This is a genomic window from Lysobacter sp. CA196 (assembly GCF_052078695.1).
Taxonomy (GTDB): Bacteria; Pseudomonadota; Gammaproteobacteria; order Xanthomonadales; family Xanthomonadaceae; genus Lysobacter.
Genome location: NZ_JBQJIN010000009.1, coordinates 77,017 through 100,964, shown reverse-complemented (window position 1 = coordinate 100,964; position 23,948 = coordinate 77,017). Strand labels below are relative to the sequence as shown.

Sequence of the window (23,948 nt, the reverse complement as noted above, 5' to 3'; positions counted from 1 at the left end):
CTACCCTTGTGTACGGCTTTAAGGGTAGGAGCGACGCAAGTCGCGACCGCGATGTTTCGCCCGCCGACGTTACTTCGCGCAGGCCGGCGTCGCGGCGACAGCGCTCGATCGCTCAGCGCGCGCCCAGCTTCTCCAGCAAACGCATCGCCGCGGCCGGGTTGCGCTCCTTGGCGGCGCTGATGAAATAGACGAACACTTCGCGCGGCTTGCCGCTCTCGACGGGCGCGGCGACATGCGGCAGCTCGGGGCAATCTCGCCCCTGCGCCCAGGCCTGCGCGCGTTGCTTCCAATCGTCGAGCTCGGGCTCGGGATAGCCGGTCGCCACTTCGCTGCGCGAACCCATCAGGCGGGCGTAGACGAAATCGCCGGTGACGTCGGCCAGCGAGGGGTACTCGTCGGAATCGGTGAACACCGTGGCGATGCGGTGCTCGCGCGCCAGCCGCACATAGGCCTCGTCGAGGAAGCTCGGATGGCGGACTTCCAGCACGTGCTTGAGTGCGCGGCCATCGAGCGTGCGCGGCAGGCTGTCCAGGAACGCGGCGAGGTCGTCGCGGTTGAACGCGCGGTTGGGCATCAGTTGCCACAGGATCGGCCCGAGCCGCTGGCCGAATTCGCTCAAGCCGCCGTCGATGAAGGCCTTCGCGCCGTTGCCGGCTTTGGCCAGGGCGCCGCCCTGGGTGATGCGGCCCGGCGCCTTCAGCGAGAACACGAAATGCTCCGGCGTTTCCGCCGCCCATTTGGCGTAGGTGGCCGGCTTCTGCGCGCTGTAGTAGGTGCCGTTGATCTCGATGCTGCTGAGCTGGCGGCTGGCGAATTCGAGCTCGCGCCGCTGCACCAGCTTTTCCGGGTAGAAGTTGTTGCGCCAGGGCACGAAGGTCCAGCCGCCGATGCCGGCGCGGATGCCGTCGACCGGGCCGGGGCCGGCACCGAAATCGCCGGCCGAACTCGAAGCCGGAGCGGCGGGAGCGGCGAACAGGTCGCCGGGTGCGGAGTCGCTGCTGCGTTTGCGATTCATAGGTTCCACGGGTTGTAGGTGCCGAACCACCACAGTCGGCCTTCGAGGTCGCGGCAGGTGTAGGCGCGTCCACCGTAGTCCTGGTCGGCGATCTCGACCACGATCTCGGCGCCGGCCGCGCGCGCCTGCGCATAGTGGTCGTCGGCGTCGCTGACCACCACCGAGCAGGCCTGAGTCTCGCGCCCGCCGATCTCATCGGGTTGGACGATGCGTTGGCCCCATTCGCTGCTGTCGTCGACCGAGCCGAGCATGATCATGCCCAGCCCGTAGGTCAGTTGCGCATGGTGCACGGTATCGCCATCGGCATAGACGGCATGCTTCTCGAAACCGAACGCACGGCACAGCCATTCGATCGCGGCGAGTGCGTTGCGATAACGCAGGGACGGGATGATGGTACTGCCGGTGATGCGGTCCATGAGGCGCTCCGTTGGGGTGTTGGCGGCGCGGGCCGGGCAGGCGGCGAGGGGTGTCGAAGGTCAGGGCGACGAGCATAGCGCGGCGGCGTTATCCTCGCGTCTTCACGGGCGCCGCACAGCGGCGGGAGCATGCGATGACCAAGTATTCCGGCGGCTGCCATTGCGGCAAGGTCGCCTACGACGTGGAAGGCGAGATCGACCAGGCGATCGATTGCAATTGTTCGATGTGCCAGCGGCGCGGCGGCCTGTTGTGGTTCGTGCCGCGCGCCGCATTCGCGTTGAAGACCGACCCGGCCGATCTGGGCCTGTATCACTTCAACAAGAACAGCATCGACCATCATTTCTGCAAGCACTGCGGCATTTCGTCTTTCAGCCAGGGCAGCATGCCGGACGGTACGCTGATGACGGCGATCAACGTGCGCTGCCTGGAAGGTGTCGACCTGGCGTCGGTCAAGGTCGTGCCGGTGGACGGGCGCAGTTTTTGAGTCGAGGCTGGTGTTGTGTAAGTGACGCCGGCATGGAGGGGTCGCGGTCGCGGCTTGCGCCGCTCCTACCCTGAAGCCTCCGGGTAGGAGCGGCGCAAGCCGCGACCGCGTCAGGGCAGCAACGGCGCAAATCGGCCATTTCGGCTGAACTGAGTTGCCACCGCTTTACTTGCGATCACCACCTACCCGCAGCCGTTCGCGCCCACGCTCGGTCAACACCGCGACTTGGCTCTCGCCGCGCGTTTCCACCCGCACCCAACCGGGACCGATGTGGCCGCCGATGGCGTCTTCGCCGATCCAGGCCAGTTCGCGCAGCAGCACGCTCATGCGCAGGCCCAGGCGTTTGCACAGGCGCGGCAGGGACACGCCGTCGGCTGCGTCGGCCAGCATCGCCAGCAGGGCCTCAGTCGACTCGGACAAGGCCGATGTCCTTGGCCGCCTGCAGGCCTTGCGCCGCCTGCGGCAGATGCGGGTGCACCACCACCGGGATCGATTTCGAGGTCGGGGTGCGCGCCTCGTCGGCGAAGCTCGACAGCGGTACCAGCGCATTGGTCTCGGGGTAATAGGCGGCCAGGCAGCCGCGCGGGATGTTGTACTCGACCAACAGGAAGCGCCGGGCGATGCGTTCGACGCCGTCGTCGCACAGGCTTTCCAGGTCGACCCAGTCGCTAGCGTTCATGCCCAGGGCGGCGATGTCGTCGCGATGGATGAACAACACCCGGCGCTCGCCGAACACGCCGCGATAGCGGTCATTCAAGCCGTAGATGGTGGTGTTGTATTGGTCGTGCGAGCGGGTCGTCGCCAGGGTGAACACCGGTTGCTGCCGGCTGGCGCGGGCGCGGTGCACCGGCAGGTCGGTCGGCACCGCATGCGGCTTGAACAGCGCCTTGCCCTCGGGGTTGAGCCAGCGCCGTTCGGCCGCCGCATTGGGCAGATGGAAGCCGCCGGGCACGCGCACGCGCCGGTTGAAGTCGTGGAAGTCTTCGAACACCTCGGCGATCTTGTCGCGGATGCGGTCGTAGTCGCCGATCAGCCACAGCCACGGCACCTTGCTGCGCGCGCCGAGAGTGGCCGCGGCCAGGCGCGCGACGATCGCAGGTTCCGACAACAGGGTCGGCGCGGCCGGCGCGTTGATGCCGGCGGAAAGGTGCACCATGCTCATCGAATCCTCGACCGTCACGCCCTGCGCGCCGCCGTCCTGGATATCGATCTCGGTGCGGCCGAGGCAGGGCAGGATGTAGGCGTCGCGGCCGTGCACGAGGTGGCTGCGGTTGAGCTTGGTGGTGACGTGCACGGTGAGGTCGCAGCGGCGCAGCGCGCGGTGGGTGGCCTCGGTGTCGGGCGTGGCGGTGGCGAAATTGCCGCCCAGGCCGAAGAAGGTCTTGCAGCGGCCGTCGAGCATGGCTTCGATCGCGCCGACCGTGTCGTGGCCGTGTTCGCGCGGCGGTTCGAAACCGAACACCTCTTGCAGGCGGTCGAGAAAGGCCGGCGACGGCTTTTCGTAGATGCCCATGGTGCGGTCGCCCTGCACGTTGCTGTGGCCGCGCACCGGGCAGGGGCCGGCGCCGGGGCGGCCGATGTTGCCGCGCAACAGCAGCAGGTTGCCCAGCATGTGGATGGTCGCGACCGAATGCTTGTGCTGGGTGATGCCCATGCCCCAGCAGCAGATCACGCTGCCGGCCTGGATATAAATGTCGCCGGCGCGTTCGAGCTCGGCGCGGCTGAGGCCGGACTCGGCCTCGATGGTCTCCCAGGACTCGGCGGCGACGTCGGCGGCGAAACGCTCGAAGCCGCGGGTATGCTCGGCGATGAAAGCGACGTCGATGACTCGTGCGCGGCCTTCGCGTTGCGCCAGTGCGTCGGCTTCGAGGGTGCGCTTGATGATGCCCTTGACCGCGGCGAGGTCGCCGCCGATGCGCAACTGGAAATAATCCGAGGAGATCCGGGTCGAACCGTTATGCAGCATCTCCAGCTTGTCCTGGGGGTCGGCGAATTTCTCCAGCCCGCGTTCGCGCAAGGGGTTGAACGAGACGATTGCGGCGCCGCGCTTGGCCGCCTTGCGCAGCTCGCCGAGCATGCGCGGATGGTTGGTGCCCGGGTTCTGGCCGAAGATGAAGATCGCCTCGGCGATTTCGAAATCGTCGAGCAGCACCGTGCCCTTGCCGACGCCGAGTTGGGCTTTCATCGCCGTGCCGGAGGGTTCGTGGCACATGTTGGAGCAGTCGGGGAAGTTGTTGGTGCCGAACTCGCGCACGAACAACTGATACAGGAAGGCCGCTTCGTTGCTGCAACGCCCCGAGGTGTAGAACAAGGCCCGGTCGGGCGAATCCAAGGCGTTGAGATGCGCACCGATGCGGGCGAAGGCTTCGCCCCAACCGATCGGCAGGTAGCGGTCGCTGGCCGCATCCCAGCGCATCGGATGGGTCAGCCGGCCCTGGTTCTCCAGCCAGTGGTCGCTGTAGCGGGCAAGCTCGGCGACGGTGTATTGGGCGAACAGTTCCGGCGTGGCGCGATGCTTGGTCGCTTCGGCGGCCACCGCCTTGGCGCCGTTCTCGCAGAACTCGAAGGTCGAGGTGTGGTCGCGGTCGGGCCAGGCGCAACCGGGGCAGTCGAAGCCGTCGGGCTGGTTGGCCGAGAGCAGGGTGCGCGCGCCGTGCACCGGCACGTCCTGTTCGAGCAGGTGCCGGGCGACGCTGCGCAACGCGCCCCAGCCGCCGGCGGGGCCGTCGTAGGGGCGGATGGTCTTCTTGCTCATGAGTTCGCTTCCATTGCGTTGTCGTCGCCGCCCTGATCGTCTTCGCCGGCACGCGGATCGTGCGGGCCATTTTCGATCAGACGCTGTGCATGGGTGTAGACCGCGTGCCCGTCGTCGCGGGCGAAACCGATCAGGGTGAGGTGGGCCGAGTCGGCCAGCGCGATCGCCAGCGCGGTCGGCGCCGAGATCGCGGCCAACAGCGGGATGCCGGCTTGCGCGGCCTTCATCGCCATTTCGAAACTGGCGCGGCTGGTGACGACGGCGAAACCCTGCAACGGGTCGAGGCCGGCGGCGACCAAAGCGCCGATCAATTTGTCGAGGGCGTTGTGGCGGCCGACGTCTTCGCGCACCAACAGCACGCGACCGTCGCGGCCGGCCCAGCCGGCGGCATGGGTGGCGCCGGTCAGGGCGTTCAAGGGTTGGCGTTCGCGCAGTTCGCGCAAGGCGCAGTGCAAGGCCCCGACATGGATCGGCGCGCTGTCGCGCAGGCGCGGCGGCGGCCGCAGCACCGCCTCGATGCTTTCGGTGCCGCATACGCCGCAACCGCTGCGGCCTTGCAGGTTGCGTCGGCGTTGTTCGAGCGCGGCGGCGCGGGCCTCGGGAATGGCGAGTTGAAGGGTGATGCCTTCGAGCGAAGTCGCGATCTCCCCGACCCGCAGTTCGTCGGCGCGGCCGACGATGCCTTCGCTGAGCGAGAAGCCCAGGGCAAAATCGGCGAGGTCGTCGGGCGTGGCCATCATCACCGCGAACGGCGTGCCGTTGTAGATCAGCGCGACCGGCACTTCGGCGGCGATCGCATCCACGGTGTCGTCGATGCGCGCGCCGCGGCGGCGACGCACCGGGCGCGTCACCGCACCGGCGCGCTGCGCGTCGGCCAGCGCGTCGGATGGGTATTTCTGTTCGATGGTCGTCTTGCTCATCTGGTTTCGAATGCCGGACGGCGCGGGGCCGTCCGGCCATGGCCTCAATGGAACAGCACGAACGCCTTCTGCAACGTGACCCACATGCCCCAGGCCAAGGGCAGGCCGACCGCGGCCCAGGCGGCGAGCACCAGGGCCGGATGGCCGCCGTGACCGATCAGTGCCATCTGCTCGGCGCCGACCGACGCGGGCGGGGCGCCATTGTGGCCGGTCTTCTCGTGGGCGAGGCGCTTCTCGCGCGCCAGTTCCTCGGCGGTCATGAAGTGCTTCTGCGCGATCGGGCGCACCATCAGGTTGCACAACAGGCCCAGCACCAACATCCCGGCCAGGATATACATCGTGGTGTTGTAGACCTGCGAAGGCGGCCTGCCCAGTCCGAGTTGGTAGTCGCGCATATAGGTCACCACCACCGGGCCGAGGATGCCGGCGGTGGCCCAGGCGGTGAGCAGGCGGCCGTGGATCGCGCCGACCATCTGGGTGCCGAACATATCGGCCAGGTAAGCCGGGATGGTGGCGAAGCCGCCGCCGTACATCGACAGGATCACGCAGAAGATCGCCACGAACGCGGCGATGCTGCCGGCGCCGGAACCGGCCCACGGCGCGCTCGCATACAGGGCGATGCCGAGCACGAAGAACACCACGTAAGTCATCTTGCGGCCGATGTAGTCCGAGGTCGACGCCCAGAAGAACCGCCCGCCGATGTTGAACAGGCTCAGCAAACCGGTGAAGCCGGCGGCGATCGCCGCGATCAGGCCGAGTTGCGCTTCGTCGAGCGACTTGATGCCGCCGTCGACGCCGATGAGTTTGCCGCCGAACACTTCCTGCAGCATCGGCGAGGCCATGCCGATCACGCCGATGCCGGCCGAGACGTTGAGGCAGAGCACGCCCCACAACAGCCAGAACTGCGGTATGCCCCAGACCTTGCTCACATGCACGTGCTGCTGGGTGATCATGGTGTTGGCGCTCGCCTGCGGCGGCGTCCAGCCCGCGGGCGTCCAGCCGCTCGGCGGAATGCGGTAGCCGAAGGCGCCGGCCATCATGAAGACGAAGTAGATCGCCGCCATGGTCAAAAAGGTTTCGAACACGCCGACCGAGGTCGCGGTGGCGTAGTGCTTCATCAGCAGATCGGCGAGCGGGCTGCCGATCATCGCGCCGCCGCCGAAGCCCATGATCGCCATGCCGGTGGCCATGCCGCGGCGGTCGGGAAACCATTTGATCAAGGTCGAGACCGGCGAGATGTAACCGAGGCCGAGGCCGATGCCGCCGATCACGCCCGAGCCCAGCCACAGCATCCAGATCTGGTGCGTCTTGACCCCGACCGCCGAGATCACCAGGCCGCCGCACCAGCACAGCGCCGAGACCACGCCGGCCTTGCGCGGGCCGGCGCGTTCGAGCCAGCCGCCCCAGATCGCCGCCGAACAGCCCAGCAGGACGAAGAACAAGGTGTACATCCAGGTCAGCGCGCTGACTTTCCAGTCGCAGCCGGTCGCGACCATGCGCGCGAAGAAGCCCATGCTGGCCGGGCACTCGATCGGCGCGCCGATGCCGACTGCCTGCGACAGCGGCAGCCAGAACACGCTGAAGCCGTAGGCCATGCCGATGCACAGATGGATCGCCAACGCCGCCGGCGGCACCAGCCAACGGTTGAAGCCCGGGCAGGCGACGATGCGTTCTTTCGCCAACCAACTTTCCGATTGCCGGCCTTCCCTGGCGGATGGCGGGGTTGCTGAGACCACCACGCTGTCACTGGACATAGGGACCCCTCCGATTACTACTGCGACTGCCTAGGATCTGCATCAATATGTACTTCAGGACATATTTGGGGGTCAGTCCGGAAGCGTAAGCGAGGCTATCCCAGGCAGAAGGTGACGTATATCACCGAGTAGTCTAATAATCGGCTGTGTAAAGCCGATTGGATCGGCTGCGAGCGAGCGGCGATGGCGGCCGCTGCGAGGGTGGCTCGGTCCGGTTCGCGGCAGCGAACGCTCACAGAGGCGCAGGCATGTTCAAGGTCCAGATCCAACCCAAGTGGACGCTGCACGCCGCCGACGGCCGGCCGCTGCCGCCGAAGCTGATCGACCTGTTGCTCGGCGTGCACGCGACCGGCTCGCTGGCCGCGGCCTGCCGCGATCTGGATCTGTCCTACCGCTACGCCTGGGGCCTGCTGCAGTCTTCGCGCGCCTTGTTCGGCACGCCGCTGTTGCGCATGACGCGCGGTCGCGGCGCGCGCCTGACCGCGCTCGGCGAACGCCTGGTCTGGGCCGAGCAGCGCATCGCTGCGCGCCTGGCGCCGACGCTCGACAGCCTGGCTTCGGAGGTCGAGGTCGAACTGCAACGCGCGCTCACCGCGCAGGCGGCGCCGCAGCGCCTGCACGCCGCGCACGGCTTCGCGGTCGAGACCCTGCGCCGTTTTCTCGACGAGGCCGGCACTCCGGTCGATCTGAAATACCGCAGTCCCGGCGAAGCGCTGAGCGCGCTGCGCGGCGGCGATTGCGACCTGGCCGGCGTGCATCTGCCGATCGGCGAGTTCGAGCGCGAGATCCTGGCGCTGTATGCCGACCGCATCGACCCGGTCAACGACCGCGTCCTGCATCTGGCCACGCGGCGCATCGGCCTGGTCGTCGCGGCCGGCAATCCCAAGCGCATCCGCGTGCTCGCCGACTTGCTGCGCGAAGACGTGCGCTTCATCCATCGCCAGCCCGGTTCCGGCGCGCGTTTGTTGCTGGAGCGCATGCTGGCGCGGCAGGGGCATTCGATCCGCGACGTGCGCGGTTGCGGCATCGACGAGCTGACCCATGCCGCGGTCGCGGCCTATGTCGCCAGCGGCATGGCCGATGCCGGTTTCGGACTGGAGACGCCGGCGCGGCGTTACGGCCTGGACTTCGTCCCGGTCGCCTCCGAGCATTACTTCTTCCTGGTGCGCGCCGACAGCCTGGCCTCGCCGGGCCTGGCCGAGATGCTGGCGATCCTGCGCAGCGAACGTTTCCGCTATGAGCTGGGTCAGTTGCCGGGCTACGACGCCGACCGCTGCGGCACGGTGCAGGATCTGTACGAGGCGTTTGCGACGGCGCGGGCGGTGTTCGGATAGGGGCTGTCGAAATTGCGTCGCGGCTGAGGCGGCGTGGTCGCGGCTTGCGCCGCTCCTACCCAAAAGCCGCGCACAAGGAGTAGGAGCGGCGCAAGCCGCGACCGCGGGCGATATGCCGCGGCGCGACTGCACCCGGTCGCATGCGCTGCGCGATAGGTCAGAACGAAGATCGCAGGTGTCGCGCGCCCACAAAAAAGCCCGCCATGCGGCGGGCTTTCGTTGTTGCGAACCGGTCTTCAGAGAATCGGTTCGTCCAGCATCAGCTCGCGCACGAACCGCACCGGCGGGGCGCCGTAGGACAGCACCTGGTCGTGATAAGTCTTGGCGTCGAACTTCGGCCCGAGCTTGGCTTCCACCGCCTTGCGCATGTCGAAGTGCTCCTGCGCGCCGACGAAATAGGTCGGCAGCTGCGCCGAGGTCAACTGGGCGCGTACCCACTTGCCGGCGGCTTCGCGTTCCTGCTGGAAGGTCTGCTGGGTCATGAACTGCATCGCCTGCTCGCGGCTCCAGTCTTCGACCTGCACGCCCTGGTCGAGGATCGCGTTGCCGATGCTGCGCAGATAGAACTTCAGCTGGACCAGGCGGAACAGCGGGTCGTTGTCGAGGTAGCCGGCGTCGGCCATCACGTCCTCGGTGTAGACCGCCCAGCCTTCGGCGAACACGCCCGAACGCAGCACCGCGCGCAGGGTCGACGGCGCCTTGGCCGAATGCGCGCCTTCCAGGTAGTGGCCGGGCATCGCTTCGTGGATCGACAGCAGATGCACCATGCGCGTGTTGTATTCGCGCAGGAAGGAATCGACCTGGGCCTCGCTCCAGTAGTCGGGAATCGGCGAGATCGCGTAATACGTGTCCAGGCCCTTGTCGAGCGGGCCCGGCGAGTCGCAATAGGCCAGCGCCACGCCGCGCTGGAACTCCGGCATCAGGATGATCTTGACCGGCGCATCGGGCACGCTGACCAGGTTCTTGGCGCGGGTGAAGGTGGTGGCTTCCTCGAGCGTCTGCTTGGCGAAGTCGACGACCTTGTCGCGCGCCGGCTTGTCGGCATAGGCCAACTCAAGCGCGGCTTCGATCGCCTTCTGCTGCTGTTCCGGCTTGGGGTTGTCGGGCAGTTCCGGCGCGCCGGGCTTGCCCTTGAGTTCCTTCCGCGCGATCGCGTACATCTCGGCGCGCACGTGGGCCAACTCGGACTGCGCGCGCTGCATGATCTCGGCGCGCGATAACGAAGAATTCAGCGAGAACTTCAGCTTCTCGTCGTACAGGGTCTGGCCGATGCGGAAGTTGCCCTTGGCGTTGGGCACCAGGGTCTTGTCCAGCCATGCCTGCTGTTCGGCGACGGCCTTGCGCAAGCCGGCGACGGCGGCGTCCAGGCGCTTGCGTTCGGCGCCCTTGAGCTGGCCGGCGTTGGGCACGATGAAGGTGTCGATCAGGCTGAGCACGCCGGCATTCTGCTTGGCGACGGTCTCGGCATGGATCTTCGGCACCCGCGCCGGGTCGAGGTTGGCGCGCGCCTGGGCGAAGATCGAGGGGATCTTCTCCATGCGCGCGATCGCCGACTTCAGGCGCTGCGGCATCGGCGCGAACTCGCGCGCCATCAGGTTGTAGATCGCGTCGCCGGCCAGACCGCTGTAGACCATCGGGTCCCAGGCCCAGTTCTGCAGGGTTTCGATCGACCACACTTCCGAACGCAGGCGGTTGCGCAGGATCGCCGCGTCGACCTGGTTCTCGCGCGACAGACGGGTGGCGTCGACGGCATCGAGTTCGGTCAGCAGCTTGCGGTTGAAGTCGAGCTGGCGCTGGCGGCCGGCGGCGCTGAGGTCGTCGACTTCGCCGTCGAAGCGATGGTCGCCGATCTGGGTGGCGCTGACCGGGTTGATCTGCATGACCCCGTCGAGCCAGCGCTTGGACAGTGCGGCGAAGGCGGCGTCGACGGCCGGATCGGAGCTCGCCGCGGGCGCGGCGGCGGTCTTGGCCACGGCGGTGGGCGCGGCGGTTTCGCGCGGCCCGCAGGCCGACAAGGCGAGGGCCAACAGGGCCGGAGTGAGGACGAAAGAGAGCTGCGAGGGACGCAACAGGCGCATATCCGATCTCGGTCGAGGGGGGCGGCCGGGCCGCAATGCGCGGAGGATATGCGAAGGCGATGGGGTGCGCATGGGTCATAGGTCCGGGCGGGGGGCCGGGGCGCGGGCCGACAGGGAATGTGTCGCGGCGTCTCGCGGCGCCGGGCGCTCGCGGCCGAACGCGACCTTGCCGATCCGGTCCTTCGCGCAACGGCCGTGCCCGGCGTCGAATTTCGTGGTTTCCGTGGGCTTGCGCGTCATAACCATCGGCCATGCGCTCATGCGGCGCGCGGCATGAGCGCGCCTGAATAATGAACAACGGGTCGCATTATCGCGACCGCGCGCAAGCCTTGGCCTGCGGGGGCTTGCGCGCGATTCGCGCGGTTCGCCTGCGCGTGGCCCAATTCAGGATCGTTCAGGATCGCAGCGGCCGACGACCCCGGAAACGAGGAATGCAGGCCAAGCGCCGATTGACCTCGTTTTATCGCGATGCAACATATGTCTCGTCGCCGGCTTCGGCGGCGCATTCTCCGCTGCCGACGACCTCACCGTGAATCCTGCAGGACCGACCAAAACTCATGCCGCATCGCGCCGCTCCATGCGCGCCTGCCGCTGTCGCGCGTGTTGCCGCTGATCGCGCATCGCTACACCCGGTCCGTCCGCTCCCACTTCACGTTCGTCCTTGCCGCCATGTCCGCTTCGACCCTGAAATCTCCGCTCGCGACCGCGCTCGCTTCGCTGCTGGCTCGCCCCATCGCACGAATGCCGGTGCGCTGTCGCTGTAGCCGGCAGGTGATGCCCGCGACGGGCTGATCCTGCCGGCACCGTTTCTCGCCCGTCCCGGAACGGAACGCGGCCGCACGGCAACGCCGTCGCGCGCCCCTCTCCCTCGTGACCGCACTGCGCTTGCGCAACGCCGGCGGCTGCATGCCGTTCCGGGCGGGCGTTCTTTCGTCTCTCGTTTTTCCCTTCGACTCGTACCCAGGAACTCCCCATGTCCTTCGCTCTTGTTTCGACCCGATCCGGCGTGCGCTACCGACGCCTCGCGCTGGCCCTGTCGATCGCCCTGGCCGCACCGTTGGCGCAAGCCGACGAAGCCGCCGCGCCCGACGCCGCGCCCGGCACGACCCTCGATGCGGTCCAGGTGACCGGCACCAACCTCAAGCGCAGCGACGAGGTCGGAGTCAACCCGGTGCTGGTGATCGATCGCGCGCAGATCGAGAAGAGCGGCAAGGTCACCGTGTCCGACCTGCTGCGCAGCCTCACCGTCAACAGCGGCAACAGCTTCAACGAGCAATACACCGGCAGCTTCGCCAATGGTTCGGCCGGCGTGTCGCTGCGCGGCCTCAGTCAGAAGAACACCCTGGTGCTGGTCAACGGCTATCGCGTGGCCTCGTACGGTTTCGCCCAGAACACCCAGGACAATTTCGTCGACCTCAACGCGCTGCCGCTGGGCGCGATCGAACGGGTGGAAATCCTCAAGGACGGCGCCTCGGCGCTGTACGGTTCCGATGCGATCGCCGGTGTGGTCAACCTGATCCTGCGCCGCAAGATCGAAGGCCTGGAAGTCGATGCGGCCTATGGCGCGGCGACCGAAGGCGGCATCGACCAGAGCAGCCTCGGCCTGCGCGCCGGCCACGGCGATTCGAGCAAGGACGGCTACAGCCTGCGTTTCAGCCTCGACGTGTTCAAGCGCGGCCGTCTCGACGCCGACGAGCGCGACCTGACCCGCGACGGCGATTACCGCGACCAGCCCGGGGGACGCCTCGCCGGTTGGTCGACCCAGGGCGGCGCCTATCTGTCGAACCCGCGCGCACCGGTGGCGTTCGCGTGCCAGCCCGGCACCCAGTCGCGGCCTTACGCCGATTTCGGCAGCCCGTTGCCGGGCAACGCCTGCGCGTTCAACACCCAGCCCTACCGCACCCTGGTGCCGGACGTCGAGCGTTACCAGGCGCTGGTCGCCGGCGACGTGTGGTTCAACGATTCGCTGCAGGGCTTCGCCGAAATCCTCTACAGCACCAGCCACAACGGCACCTATTTCAGCGCACCGATGTCGGTCGGCGCCGGCCTGCGCGCCTACGACCGCAGCACCGGCCGCCTGGTCGACATCCCGGCGGTGTTGCCGGTCGGCCATCCGAACAATCCGAATGCGGTGCCGACCCCGTTCGAGTACTCCTTCCTCGACCTAGGCGCGCGCTACAAGATCAACAAGTCGCAGTTCCAGCGCACCTTGATCGGTTTGCGCGGCCACGGCGAAACCTGGGACTGGGAAGTCGCCGGCAGCCATTCGGAAAGCCGTCAGCGCGAGTACGTGCGCAACTTCCTCGACCGTTACGCATTCGAGCAGACCCTGGCCAGCGGCAGTTACGACTTCCTCAACCCCTCGCGCACGCCGGGCGCGCTCGACGCCTTGCGCCTGTCGACGCGGCGCCCGGGTACCTATCGCCTGAGCACGGTCAGCGGCAAGATCTCCGGCTTCCCCTGGCAGTGGCGCGCCGGCGACGTCGGCGTGGCCGCGGGCGTGGAATTCCGCGACGAAGCCCAGGACGCGCGTACCAGCCCGCAGGTGTTGTCGGGCACCGAGCTGCGCCCGGCGATCAACCTGATCGACGGCAGTCGCCGCGTGTCGGCGGCGTTCTTCGAACTCAGCCTCAAGCCCTGGCAACAGGTGGAAGTGCAGTTGGCCGGTCGCGGCGACCACTACGACGACTTCGGCAGCGCGTTCTCGCCCAAGCTCGGCATCCGCTGGCAGGCCAGCGACGACTGGCTGCTGCGCTTCAACGCCTCGCGCGGCTTCCGTGCGCCGTCGTTGCCGGAGATCGCGCAGAGCACCACGATCAGCTACGGCAGCGTCATCGACCCCTTCGACCCGGTGCAGCCGGGCGCCTCGCGCGGGGTGACGATCCTGCGCGCCGGCAATCCCGAACTCGAGGCCGAGCGCTCCAGCAACATCAACCTCGGCGTGTTGTGGGCGCCCGATGCCGACACCAGCCTCGGCGTGGACCTGTACCGCATCCGCCAGGACGATCTGATCGCGCCGGACAACGTCCAGTTCGTGGTCTCCAACCCACAGACCAACCCGGGACGAGTCACCCGCGATGCGCAGGGTCGCCTGCAATTGGTCGAGAACCGCTACGCCAACCAGGGCACCCTGACCACGACCGGTTTCGACATCGAAGGCCGCAAGGTCTGGCATGCCGGCGACGCCGACTGGACCCTCGACGGCACCTGGACCCGGTTGCTGAGTTACGAGCAGCCGCAAGTGGCCGGCCAGAGCGCACTCGAAGGCGCGGGCGGCAACCGCTTCGGCGCACTGCCGAAGTGGCGCGGCATCACCTCGCTGGCTTACGGCCGTGGCGACTGGAACGCGCAGCTGTCGTGGCGTTACATCGGTGGGTACAAGCAGCAGATCGTCGATGCGCGCAGCAACCCGGGCCTGGACGCCAAGGTCGACGACCACCACCAGTTCGACCTGTACCTGGGTTACGAAGGTCTGCGCGACACCACCGTGTATTTGTCGGTGCAGAACCTGGCCGACAAGGACCCGCCGTTCGACCCGGCCGGTGGCGCGCTGCCTTACGACATCAGTCAGTACGACGCCTTGGGCCGCTTCGTCACCGTGGGGTTCAAGCACAAGTTCTGATTGGGTGCGGCATGTGCGGCGCTGAAGTCTCTGAGCCCTTTCGGGGATGACGGCTGGTGCGAGCGCGGCGCAATCCACCACCGTCGTTCCCGCGAAGGCGGCGCCGCTTTACTTCAGCGGAGCCGAACACCCAGGGCTTCACCCAGGCACGACTCCGAGGTCTCTGCCGTATCTCCGAAGTTGTTCAACCCCGATCAGGCCAGCGCGACGTTAGTCAATACGACCACGGCGCCAGCGCAAACCCGCTGCGCCCCCGGCCGCGATGGCATAGTGCGCGGGCCGAATGGATCACAACGGGCCAAGGAGAGAGATCATGGGGTATGGATTTGCGAAGCGGGTGCTGGCTGCGACGTTGGCGCTGGGCTTGCTCAGTGCGTGCAGCAAGCACAACGCCGCAACGATGGAAGAGGCGGTCGCGGTGCCGATGGCCGACCTCAGCAAGCCCGATGCGGGCGGCTCGGCGCCGTCGCCGGGCAAGGCCGATCTCGGCGTGCTGTTGGCCTACGAACACCGGCTGCGGATCCGTCTGCCGGGCGAGCGCATCGCCACCCAGGCCCAGGCCGTGCAGGCGGCCTGCAACGGCGGCAAGTTAGGCGCGTGCGCGGTGCTCGGCATGAACCAGAGCGGCGGCGACGAACCGAGCGCGACCCTGCAGGTGCGGATCGTGCCCGAGGGCGTCGAGCCTTTGATCGCACTGGCCGGCAAGGGCGATGAAATCAGCGAACGCAGCATCCAGGCCGACGACCTGGCCACCGCGGTTCGCAACAACACCATGCTGCAGGATCGCCTGCAGAAAGAACACGCGCGTCTGCTCGAGTTCCAGGGCCGCAAGGACCTCAAGGTCGCCGACGTGCTGACCTTGTCGAACCGCATCGCCGAGATCGAGGCGCAGTTGCAGGGCGCGCAGCAGGAGGCCGCGCAACAGCAGCGTCGCATCGCCACCCAGTTGGTGACCTTCAACTTCGAGACCACCCGTGCCCAGGCCAGCCGCAGCGAGATCGGCGAAGCCTTCCGCGATTTCGGCGGCATCGTCGCGGCGGTGATCGCGTTCCTGATCCGCACCTTCGCGGTGTTGTTGCCGGTGCTGGCGGTGTTGCTGCCGCTGCTGTGGCTGATCCGCCGCACGCTGCGCAAGCGCCGCAAGGCCTGAGGCGGCCCGCGGTTGCGCAGCGTCGGCTTCGGGCCGGCGCTGCGCCCGCTATCGCCGCCAGCGCCGGCTCAGCGTTCTTCGTCGGTCTCGAATTCGACCAGGATGTCGAGATCGAAGGCCAGGGCCTCGACCGCTTCGCGCACTTTGTTCGCGGTGGAGGCGTTGGGCGCGTCGACTTCGAGCTCGTGCACGCCGGGGCCGGCGTCGTCGGGCAAGCCGGCGGAACTGGAATCGGAGTCGTCCATATGCGGCATCAGGTCGGCGACTTCCTCGACGTGTTCGATGCCTTCCAGGCTCGACAACAGATTGCCGATGGCGCGCGCGTCGCCCTCGTTGCCGGTGATGCGCAGTCTGAGCAGGGGCATGGTGGGGCCTTCGCGCAGGGGGGTATCGACAGGCTAGGCAGACGCTGGCTAAGGCGATGTGAAGCGGCGCGATCCCTCTGTGCACTGCGACCGAAACGGCCGCGAAACGTCACGCCGGCTGCATGCCGGTGGAGTAGGGTAACGGCCATGACTACGACCTCCGCCGACGAGCATCCCGTGCCGAGCGTCACCCTGCGTCCGCTGGAGCGCGGCGACCTGCATTTCGTCCATGTGCTCAACAACAACCGCAGCGTGATGGGTTATTGGTTCGAGGAACCCTACGAGTCCTTCGTCGAACTCGAAGAGCTGTACCGCAAACACATCCACGACCAGTCCGAGCGTCGCTTCATCGTCCAGGACAGCGCCCAGGAACGGGTCGGGTTGGTCGAATTGGTCGAGATCGACCACCTGCACCGGCGCGCCGAATTCCTGATCATGATCTCGCCGGAGCAGCAGCGCCGCGGCTACGCGCGCGCGGCCACCGAGATGGCGATCAACTACGCCTTCCGCGTGCTCAATCTGTACAAGCTCTATCTGTTGGTCGACGTCGACAATTCGCGCGCGATCTCGATCTACGAGCAGGCCGGGTTCCAGCGCGAAGGCGTGTTGATCGACGAATTCTTCAGCGACGGCCGCTACCACGACGTGGTGCGGATGTGCCTGTTCCAGCCGCAGGCGCTGGAGCGCGGCGCCAGCGCCAAGCCGCTGTCGCGCGGGCCCGAACGGGACTGACACCGGCGCCGACTGGCGTCGAACACGACTGAGGCCGGCGCCTAACGGCGCCGGCCGTGCGAGACCCGACGCCGTCGATGCGAGCTTACTTTTTCTTGCCCTTGGCCTTCGCCCTGGACGGCTGCGCCGCGGCCTGCGCGGTCTGCTGGCGCACCGGCAGCGGCACGTTGCAGATGTTGATGTGGCCGGCCGGCTGCTTGTACCACTCGTCGCGGCGGTTGCGCCGCGATTCGACCAGTTCGGCGAACAGCGGCGTGTCGGTGCGCAGCACTTCCAGGTTGGCGCGTTCGGCCTTCGGCACGTCGGCGGCCAGGCGGATCGCGCGGATCGGCGTGCGCTCGGCCGGGGTTTCGTAGAAACCGAGGTTGCCGGTGCCGCGCGGCAGCGAGGACAACAGCTCGATGCCCTTGACCACGCGTCCGACCGTGGTGATGTTGCGGTCGAGGTGGCGCGGCGATTGCCCGGTCACCACGTACAGTTCGGTGCCGTTGCTGGAATCGGCGGCCATGTCGCGGCCGGCGCCGACGGTGCCGTAGCAATGGGCGAGCCAGCTCGAACCGGTGGCCGAATCGCGCGCGGCCGGGAAGCCGGCGACGAAACCGGCCTCGGCCGCCCAACCGTCGGCGTCGGGCAGTACGGTCATCGCCAGGCCCTGGCTCTTGCGGGCGAACTCGGCCGGCAACTTGGTCTTGACGCCGCGGCCGTAAGGCTTGCGCTGGGCCGCGTCCTCGGCATTGGCGTCGCCCCATTGCACGACGTAGTTGTCCTGCGAGCGGTTGATGCTGAGGCCGTTCCAGTACTGATTGGTGGCCAGGGTGCGGATGTTGGCGACGTGCGCCGGCGCGAACTGCGGCGCCAGCTCGATCACCACGCGGCCGCGCGGCAGTTCGACGTACAAGGTGTTCTTCGGGTCCAGGGCGCGCCAGTCGGCGGGCTGGCTGGCGTCGAGGATCTCCTGCATCGGGCGCGTCGGCGTCTGCGCCGCTGCGGTCTGCAGCACGGCGACGGTCAACAGGCTCAGCAGGGCGGTTTGCGGCATCGAACGCATCGGGCGATCTCCTGTCAGGGCTGGCGAGTGTAGTCGCCGCGCATGAATTCGGCGAAGTCGATTTCGCCCGGGCAGCGGTTCTCGATGACGAAGCGGTGCCGCTCGCCGTCGAGTTCGTAGCGATAGCGCGATTCGCCGCGTGGGGTGACCTGGTCGAAGCGCAGGCTGTCGCCGTGCCAGCGCCCGCGTGCCGGCGCGGCCGGATAGCCCAGCGAATCGAACCACCACCACAGCACCTGGTCGCTGCCGGGCTCGACCAGGAACACGCCGTGGCCGCGGAACACGGTCTGGCCGTCGCGTTCCTGGCGGTAGTCCTGGATCAGCGCGCCGCCGTCGAGGGCGATGCGGTAATGGCCGTGGCCGACCGAGGCCGCGGCGCCCGCTGCATCGGCATTGCGTTCGGGCCCGGACCAGGCGCCGGCGAGGCGGTGCAGCAGGGCGAGCTGGGCGGGGTCGGGTCGGGGCGATTCCATGGCGTGGGCAGGACCTCTTCGCTGATGTCGTGGGACCGGGCGCTGCGGCCGGATCGCCGCAGCCTACCCCGGGCCTGCCGGCGGAAAGCGGCCCTGCGGCTCGTCCTGATGACTATCGGCACATTCGCTATACCGAACTTCGCAATAGCATGAGCTCAACGATAGCGGAGAGCGACATGACCGACTTCGACACCCAGTTGCGAAAGTTCCAGAAAGAGCTCAGTGCCGGTACCGTCTCGCTGGCCCTGTTGGCGGTATTGGCCTCGGCCGCCGAGCCGATGTACGGCTACCAGATCGCCAAGCGCCTCGAACGCGAAGGCGAGGGCGTGTTGAGCGGCAAGCAGAGCGCGTTGTACCCGGTGCTGCGCAATCTCGGCGCCGGCGGCCTGCTCGACAGCCACGTCGAACCCTCGGTGACCGGCCCGCCGCGCCGTTACTACCGCATCACCGAAACCGGGCTGTCCGTGCTGCGCGAATGGGTCATGGCCTGGCGCGCCACCCGCGATTCCGTCGATTCCGTCCTTCAGGGGCTAGCACTATGAACACCACCGCCGCCACCGGCTCCTTCGCCCGCCTCGACAGCGCGCTGCCGCAGTCGATACCGGACTACCTCGATCGCCTGCGCGCGGCCCTGGCCGGTGCGGACAAGGCGTTGATCCAGGACGCGCTGTACGACGCCGAGGAGTACCTGCGCTCGGAGATGGCCGAGAACCCGGGCCAGAGCGAGGCCGAGGTGATCGCCGCGGTCGCCGGCAGCTATGGTGCGCCCGACGAGGTCGCCGAGATCTACCGCGACACCGAGGTCAAGGTGCAGACCGCGCTGCGCCCGCCGGCACCCAAGCCGCGCCCGTCGCTGCTCGGGCGTTTCTTCGGCGTCGCCGCCGAACCGCGCACCTACGCCGCGCTGTTCTACATGCTGTTCTCGCTGGCGACCGGCATCTTCTACTTCACCTGGGTCAACGTCGGCGTGTCGCTGTCGTTGGGCCTGCTGGTCCTGATCATCGGCGTGCCGCTGCTGATTCTGTTCCTGGGTTCGGTGCGGATCCTGTCGTTGGTCGAAGGCCGCCTGGTCGAGGTCATGCTCGGCGAACGCATGCCGCGCCGGCCGCTGTACCACAATCGCGAACGGCCGATCCTGGAACGCATCAAGGACATGTTCGCGGACCCGCGCACCTGGACCACGTTGATCTACATGCTGCTGATGCTGCCGCTCGGCATCGCCTACTTCACCGTCGCGGTGACCGGCCTGAGCGTCTCGCTGTCGCTGATCTTCTTCCCGCTGCTGCGGCTGTTGGACATCGGCACAGTGCAATTCGATGGCTACGATGTGTTCATGGCCTGGGAGCCGTGGTCGTGGCCGGTGGCGATGTTGATCGGTGTGGCATTGCTGTTCGCGACCCTGCACATCGCGCGCTTCGTCGGCAAGTTCCACGGCCAGATCGCCAAGCATCTGCTGGTGCGTCTGGGCTGAGGCAAGGCGAAGCAGCGGCCGTCACTGCCGCCGTCGATCATCGCGAGACTCGAACAAGACGAAGCCGGCCCGAGGGCCGGCTTCGTCGTTGTGATGTGTACCCACAACCGAGTGCGCTCAGTCGCTGGCCTACGTCGCTGCTACGCTGTTCCCCCCTTTGCAAAAGGGAGGCGGGGGGATCTGCTCTTGCTTGCCCCCCGCATCGCGCCGAACAACAAATCCCCCGCGCCGCAACCCGCATCGGGCTTCGTGCCGCGCCGGGCGCTCGCCCCCTTCTTCAAAGGGGGCGATGTGCGAGGGGCGATCCGAGAACGTTTGCGCTTTTGCTGTTCCCCCCCTTGCAAAAGGGGGGCAGGGGGGATTTGCTCTTGCCTGTCCCATGCATCGCGCCATTGCCGCGTACGAACCGCGCGGCGAATCGAAGCCAGCGATCAGGGCAGGAAGCAGCTCATCTTGACCTGCAGGAAGCTGACGTCTTCCTGCTGCATTGCGGCCCGGCAGATCGGGTCGGTCGAGGAGCCGGCCTGCTGGCATTTCATCGCGCGCTGCTGCGAAACGATGTTGTACATCTGCCGGTTGATCGAGCACTGCGACGTCGGTGCCGGGCATTGCGCATCCATCATTTGCCAATAGATGTTCTCGACCTGCTGGTGTTGTTGGCAGATGGGGCTGTTCGGACCCTGCAAAGTGCAAGCCTGGACGCGCTGGATGTGGCTGACTTCGACCTGTATCCGCGCGGACTGGCAGGCCGGCGTGGCGGCGGACGCCGCACCCGAGCACAGCAGCAGGGCGGACAGGACGGCGGAAACGGTGGCGAGTTTCATGCGGTTCTCCTTGAACCTGGGGCGGTGGAACGACGGGAGGATGAAGCACGACCCGAGGCAAGGGCGCGGACAGAGCGCCGGTGGCTTGCGACAGGAGGTAGGGGCGGGCGATCGCAGTGGGCGATCGCGCTTGCGATGCGCGCGCGGGATGGCGCCATGCGACGCGTCGGCGTTGCGGCGGGCGATGGCGAGGGAACGATGCGATGCGGCATTGGGCCTTCCTGGCGTGTCGCGAACGGCGTGGCCGGTTCGCGTGGTCCTGATCAGTGCGAGCTGATTCGCCGAGCTGATTCGATGCGGCCTCGAAGCGAGGGCGACGGCACAGGCAGCGTTCGGTGGGGCGCGGCGATCCTTCGGCGGGCCTCACCGCCGACTGTATCCGCAAAATTCGCCGGGTCCGCGCCGCTACTGGCGCGTTTGCAACCCAGTCGACAGTTTTTCCGTGCCGATCGGCCGGATTCGTGCAAAAAAAGCCCGATGCAAGGCATCGGGCTCGGGGTGCGGCGGCTATGCGCGCGGCGGCGCGAAGAACTTCAGGCCGCGTACTTGGCGATGAACTTGCGCACCTGCGGATAGACCTGATCGCGCCAGCGGCGGCCGCTGAAGATGCCGTAATGGCCGGCGCCGAGGATGGTCAGGTGCTCACGGTCGGCTTCGGCCACGCCGGTGCACAGGGTGTGCGCGGCGCGAGTCTGGCCCTGGCCGGAAATATCGTCCAGTTCGCCTTCGATGGTCAGCAGCGCGGTGTTCTTGATCGCGCCCGGATTCACCCGTTCGCCGGCGACGTCCCACAGGCCGCGCGGCAACAGGTGTTCCTGGAACACCACGCGGATGGTGTCGAGGTAGTACTCGGCCGGCATGTCGAGCACCGCGTTGTACTCGTCGTAGAAACGGCGATGCGAGTCGGCGTCTTCCAGATCGCCCTTGAGCAGGTCCTGGTAGAAATCCCAGTGCGACTGGAAATGCCGCTCCGGGTTCATCGCGACGAAACCGCCGTGCTGTAGGAAGCCCGGATAGACGCGGCGGCCGCGGCCGGGGAAGTTGGCCGGCACGTGATGGATCAGGTTGCCTTCGAACCACCACAGCGGCTTGTGCACGGCGAGGTCGTTGACCTGGGTCGGGCTTTCGCGGGTGTCGATCGGGCCGCCCATCATCACCAGCGAACGCGGCGTGGCTTCGCCGCGCGCGGCCATCAGCGAGACCGCGGCGAGCACCGGCACGGTCGGCTGGCAAACGCTGATCACGTGCAGGGTGTCGGCGCCGATCAGGCGGATGAAGTCCTGGATGTAGGCGACGTAGTCGTCGAGGGTGAAGGCGCCGTCCTCGGCCGGCACCATGCGCGCGTCGACCCAGTCGGTGATGTAGACCTTGTGGTCGCGCAGCAGGGTCTTGACCGTGTCGCGCAGCAAGGTGCTGTGGTGGCCCGACAAGGGCGCGACCACCAACACCGGCGGGTCGTCCTTGAGCTCGGCGATGTTGTCGGCGTCGTCGGCATAGCGCTTGAAGCGCAGCAACCGGCAGAACGGCTTGCGCTGCATCTCGCGTTCGATCACCGGATAGGCGTTGCCGTCGATCTGGATCGAGTGGATGCCGAATTCGGGCTTCTCGTAGTCCTTGCCGACCCGGTACAGCAGTTCGTAACCGGCGGCCAGGCGCGAGGCGCCGGGCACGGCCGAGAGCCAGCTGCCGGGCGCGGCGAACATCTTCGCGCCGGCTTCGGCCCAGTAGGTCATCGGCGCCATCCAGGCACGGCCGAGTTCATGCATCTGATAAAGCAGCATCGGATGGGACTCTCTGTGGCGTTACGACGGTGGCGGTACGGCCTGAGGCAGGAGCGTGGAAGGGCTCCTGCCCGGGTGGTTTGCTGCGCCGCAGCATAGCGGATTGGGATGGCGGTCGCGTGAATGGCCCGGGCGAATGCGACCGGCGTTCCAGGATGGGCTGAGACGCAGTGGCGCCGCGGTTGGGGGTAGGAGCGGCGCAAGCCGCGGCCGTCATGTTTCCCTCTGGCGTCGTCGTTGCGGATTCGCGGTCGCGGCTCGCGCCGCTCCTACTGCAAGCGCAGGCGGGTTACTCGGCGGTTTCCAATGCCGCGGTGCCGCCGCGCAACCCGGGCGCCAGCCACAGGTGCGAACCCAGGCTGGCGAAGCCCTGGGCGGCGAAACGCTCGCGATAGAACCTGGCCGGGCGGCGCTTGAAGCCGTCGGTGTCGCCCTCGATGCCGTCTTCGCGGCTGAAGGTTTCCAGGAAGGCGACGCCGCCGCAGAGTTCGGCCAGGCCCGACAAGCCGCGGTCGAGTTCGCGTGTGTCCAGGTAATGCAGCACGTCGCTGCAGATCAGCAGGTCGACCGGGGCGCTAGGGCGCAGAAACTCGAAGTCGCCGAAGCGCGCCAGGTGCAGGTTGCGGCTGCGGCCGTAGCGGCCGATCGCGTACTCGCTGCTGTCGAAGCCCAGGTAGCTCGCGCGCGGCCGCAGCTTCAGCAGCGGCGCCCGCCACGGCCCTTCGCCGCAGCCGATGTCGAGCACGCTGCGCAGCGGGCGTTCGAGGTGGTACTCGGCGGTGGCGACGGCCAGCGCGACCTTGCGCGCCAGGCGGGCGCTGCCGCCGATGGCCTGGTCCTTGAGGGCCGGGTCGCGGTACCAGCGCTGGAAGTAGTCGCGGTCGTACTGTTTGCTCATGGGGTCATCGGCGTTGCGTGGAGCGTGGCATCCTATCGCGCCCGGCCGGCGGACAGGGCGCGACGCGAGCTATGCGTCTGCGCTTTGCCCGATGATGGTTTCATCGGTTCCGCCCGCCGACACCGCCAGCCGACTTCAGGACGCCCGCGCATGAATGCCTATCTGTGGACCAAGACCTTCCATCTCGTGTTCGTGATGGCCTGGATGGGCTCGGTGTTCTACCTGCCGCGGATCCTGGTCAACCTCGCCGAGGCCGGCGACGAGCCGGCGGTGCGCGCGCGCCTGGTGCTGATGGGCCGGCGTCTGTACCGCTTCGGCCACATCATGTTCGGCGTCGCCGCGATCCTCGGCGGCGTGCTCTGGTTCGTGTTCCACATGAGCGGCGGCTGGTTGCACGCCAAGTTGACCGTGGTCGCGGCGATGCTGGCCTTCTACATCGTCACCGGACGCTGGCTCAAGGGCGTCGACCAGGGCCGCCCGCTGCCGTCCTCGCGCAGCCTGCGCATCTTCAACGAGATCCCGGTGTTCGCCTTGATCGCGATCGTCTGGTTGGTGTTGGCGAAGCCGTTTTGATTCGGGGTTCGGGGTTCGGGACTCGGGACTCGTAAGCGGGCCGGCGCTGACGACCGAGTAACGAAAAACGGCGACCTGCTGGCGGGTCGCCGTTTTGTTATGTGCCTGCAGGAGGGGCTGGTGGGGACTGCGCGCATCGCGCCGAACGGCAAATCCCCCGCGCCGAAACCCATATCAGGCTTCGTGCTCATGCCAGGCGCCCGCCCCCTTCTTCAAAGGGGGCGATGCGAGTGCGCGATGGCAAAGAATGTTCG

21 protein-coding genes are annotated in these 23,948 nt (G+C 67.6%); 8 read left to right on the top strand and 13 right to left on the bottom strand.

The features are described 5' to 3' along the window. Nucleotides 1–112: 112 nt before the first annotated feature. Entirely contained in the window at nucleotides 113–1,015 is a 903-nt protein-coding gene (locus ACTOWK_RS10765; protein WP_441330165.1) for a DUF72 domain-containing protein, read from the bottom strand. Further along, nucleotides 1,012–1,431, bottom strand: coding sequence for a VOC family protein (locus ACTOWK_RS10760; protein ID WP_441330164.1), 420 nt, complete (start codon nucleotides 1,429–1,431; stop codon nucleotides 1,012–1,014). The genes ACTOWK_RS10765 and ACTOWK_RS10760 overlap by 4 nt, the downstream gene beginning before the upstream one ends. Nucleotides 1,432–1,565: 134 nt before the next feature. Between ACTOWK_RS10760 and ACTOWK_RS10755 the strand changes: the two genes are divergently transcribed. Beyond that, complete coding sequence (locus ACTOWK_RS10755; protein ID WP_441330163.1) at nucleotides 1,566–1,916, top strand: GFA family protein; 351 nt, start codon at nucleotides 1,566–1,568, stop codon at nucleotides 1,914–1,916. 165 nt (nucleotides 1,917–2,081) lie between these two features. On the opposite strand, the gene ACTOWK_RS10750 is transcribed toward ACTOWK_RS10755, so the two are convergent. From ACTOWK_RS10750 to ACTOWK_RS10735, 4 genes are read right to left on the bottom strand one after another with little or no spacing between them, the layout of a single operon-like run. After that, the gene (locus ACTOWK_RS10750) at nucleotides 2,082–2,306 is read right to left on the bottom strand and encodes a hypothetical protein (RefSeq protein WP_441330233.1); all 225 of its coding nucleotides are present in this window, start codon (nucleotides 2,304–2,306) and stop codon (nucleotides 2,082–2,084) included. Between the two features lie 13 nt (nucleotides 2,307–2,319). Beyond that, a complete protein-coding gene (locus ACTOWK_RS10745) occupies nucleotides 2,320–4,671 on the bottom strand; it encodes an FdhF/YdeP family oxidoreductase (RefSeq protein WP_441330162.1) in 2,352 nt (783 codons plus the stop codon). Then, nucleotides 4,668–5,591 (bottom strand): formate dehydrogenase accessory sulfurtransferase FdhD, encoded by a 924-nt coding sequence (gene fdhD / locus ACTOWK_RS10740; RefSeq protein ID WP_441330161.1) that lies wholly within the window; start codon nucleotides 5,589–5,591, stop codon nucleotides 4,668–4,670. The genes ACTOWK_RS10745 and fdhD overlap by 4 nt, the downstream gene beginning before the upstream one ends. Before the next feature lie 44 nt (nucleotides 5,592–5,635). Further along, nucleotides 5,636–7,345, bottom strand: coding sequence for an OFA family MFS transporter (locus tag ACTOWK_RS10735; RefSeq protein WP_441330160.1), 1,710 nt, complete (start codon nucleotides 7,343–7,345; stop codon nucleotides 5,636–5,638). A 248-nt stretch (nucleotides 7,346–7,593) separates the two neighbouring features. On the opposite strand from ACTOWK_RS10735, the gene ACTOWK_RS10730 reads away from it, so the two are divergent. Then, entirely contained in the window at nucleotides 7,594–8,679 is a 1,086-nt protein-coding gene (locus ACTOWK_RS10730) for a substrate-binding domain-containing protein (protein WP_441330159.1), read from the top strand. 236 nt (nucleotides 8,680–8,915) lie between these two features. Here ACTOWK_RS10730 and ACTOWK_RS10725 read toward each other — a convergent pair whose 3' ends face one another. Next, entirely contained in the window at nucleotides 8,916–10,757 is a 1,842-nt protein-coding gene (locus ACTOWK_RS10725; RefSeq protein ID WP_441330158.1) for a DUF885 domain-containing protein, read from the bottom strand. 973 nt (nucleotides 10,758–11,730) lie between these two features. On the opposite strand from ACTOWK_RS10725, the gene ACTOWK_RS10720 reads away from it, so the two are divergent. After that, a complete protein-coding gene (locus ACTOWK_RS10720; protein WP_441330157.1) occupies nucleotides 11,731–14,379 on the top strand; it encodes a TonB-dependent receptor in 2,649 nt (882 codons plus the stop codon). A gap of 313 nt (nucleotides 14,380–14,692) precedes the next feature. Further along, on the top strand, nucleotides 14,693–15,529 hold the full coding sequence (locus ACTOWK_RS10715) for a DUF4349 domain-containing protein (protein ID WP_441330156.1): 837 nt from the start codon (nucleotides 14,693–14,695) through the stop codon (nucleotides 15,527–15,529). A gap of 68 nt (nucleotides 15,530–15,597) precedes the next feature. On the opposite strand, the gene ACTOWK_RS10710 is transcribed toward ACTOWK_RS10715, so the two are convergent. Then, nucleotides 15,598–15,894 (bottom strand): hypothetical protein, encoded by a 297-nt coding sequence (locus ACTOWK_RS10710; protein WP_441330155.1) that lies wholly within the window; start codon nucleotides 15,892–15,894, stop codon nucleotides 15,598–15,600. A gap of 147 nt (nucleotides 15,895–16,041) precedes the next feature. Between ACTOWK_RS10710 and speG the strand changes: the two genes are divergently transcribed. Beyond that, the gene (gene speG, locus ACTOWK_RS10705) at nucleotides 16,042–16,626 is read left to right on the top strand and encodes a spermidine N1-acetyltransferase (RefSeq protein WP_441330154.1); all 585 of its coding nucleotides are present in this window, start codon (nucleotides 16,042–16,044) and stop codon (nucleotides 16,624–16,626) included. Between the two features lie 85 nt (nucleotides 16,627–16,711). Here the strand turns inward: speG and ACTOWK_RS10700 are convergent, their stop codons facing one another. Next, on the bottom strand, nucleotides 16,712–17,674 hold the full coding sequence (locus ACTOWK_RS10700; protein ID WP_441330153.1) for a peptidylprolyl isomerase: 963 nt from the start codon (nucleotides 17,672–17,674) through the stop codon (nucleotides 16,712–16,714). A 14-nt stretch (nucleotides 17,675–17,688) separates the two neighbouring features. After that, nucleotides 17,689–18,147 carry a hypothetical protein gene (locus tag ACTOWK_RS10695; protein WP_441330152.1) on the bottom strand — a complete coding sequence of 153 codons (459 nt, stop codon included), beginning with the start codon at nucleotides 18,145–18,147 and terminating at the stop codon, nucleotides 17,689–17,691. A 176-nt stretch (nucleotides 18,148–18,323) separates the two neighbouring features. On the opposite strand from ACTOWK_RS10695, the gene ACTOWK_RS10690 reads away from it, so the two are divergent. Then, complete coding sequence (locus ACTOWK_RS10690; RefSeq protein ID WP_441330151.1) at nucleotides 18,324–18,689, top strand: PadR family transcriptional regulator; 366 nt, start codon at nucleotides 18,324–18,326, stop codon at nucleotides 18,687–18,689. Then, a complete protein-coding gene (locus tag ACTOWK_RS10685; protein ID WP_441330150.1) occupies nucleotides 18,686–19,618 on the top strand; it encodes a sensor domain-containing protein in 933 nt (310 codons plus the stop codon). Before ACTOWK_RS10690 ends, ACTOWK_RS10685 begins: the two co-directional genes overlap by 4 nt. 431 nt (nucleotides 19,619–20,049) lie before the next feature. Here ACTOWK_RS10685 and ACTOWK_RS10680 read toward each other — a convergent pair whose 3' ends face one another. The 3 genes from ACTOWK_RS10680 to ACTOWK_RS10670 all read right to left on the bottom strand — a co-directional run bounded on the left by ACTOWK_RS10680 (nucleotide 20,050) and on the right by ACTOWK_RS10670 (nucleotide 23,121). Beyond that, the gene (locus tag ACTOWK_RS10680) at nucleotides 20,050–20,442 is read right to left on the bottom strand and encodes a hypothetical protein (protein WP_441330149.1); all 393 of its coding nucleotides are present in this window, start codon (nucleotides 20,440–20,442) and stop codon (nucleotides 20,050–20,052) included. Between the two features lie 533 nt (nucleotides 20,443–20,975). After that, on the bottom strand, nucleotides 20,976–22,220 hold the full coding sequence (locus ACTOWK_RS10675) for a polyhydroxyalkanoate depolymerase (RefSeq protein WP_441330232.1): 1,245 nt from the start codon (nucleotides 22,218–22,220) through the stop codon (nucleotides 20,976–20,978). Nucleotides 22,221–22,512: 292 nt separating this feature from the next. After that, nucleotides 22,513–23,121, bottom strand: a complete 609-nt coding sequence (locus ACTOWK_RS10670) for a class I SAM-dependent DNA methyltransferase (protein WP_441330148.1) — start codon at nucleotides 23,119–23,121, stop codon at nucleotides 22,513–22,515. A 150-nt stretch (nucleotides 23,122–23,271) separates the two neighbouring features. Here ACTOWK_RS10670 and ACTOWK_RS10665 point away from each other — a divergent pair, with 150 nt between their 5' ends. Continuing rightward, complete coding sequence (locus tag ACTOWK_RS10665) at nucleotides 23,272–23,694, top strand: CopD family protein (protein WP_441330147.1); 423 nt, start codon at nucleotides 23,272–23,274, stop codon at nucleotides 23,692–23,694. The last annotated feature ends 254 nt before the right edge of the window (nucleotides 23,695–23,948 follow it).